Source organism: Microbacterium sp. ZXX196, from assembly GCF_009709595.1.
GTDB lineage: Bacteria > Actinomycetota > Actinomycetes > Actinomycetales > Microbacteriaceae > Microbacterium > Microbacterium excoecariae.
This window is the reverse complement of record NZ_WMEE01000323.1, coordinates 1-257: the sequence shown is the minus strand read 5'-3', so window position 1 is coordinate 257 and position 257 is coordinate 1. Positions and strand designations below refer to the sequence as shown.

The 257-nt window shown below is 40.5% G+C and carries 1 pseudogene; it reads left to right on the top strand.

What is annotated here, in order from left to right:
* Positions 1–257 (top strand): annotated as a pseudogene (locus tag GJQ66_RS13210) (IS4 family transposase); the annotation flags it as partial.

The window sequence follows — 257 nt, the reverse complement described above, 5'->3', positions numbered from 1 at the left end:
AGTTTGTTGCAGTTGAAAATGGCAAAGAAAATGACATGGTACAAGGCCGCAAATTCCAGTTTCCTGCTGGCAGCATTGTAGTTTTTGATAAAGGCTATGTCGATTACCAATGGTATGCAAATCTGACTGCTCAAAACATTGGATTTGTCACACGTTTTAGGCCTAAATCTGTGTATCAGGTGATTCAGCAACATCCAGTGCTTGAATCCAAAGGTATTCTAAAAGATGAAACCATTCAGCTGAATAGCGCACATGCC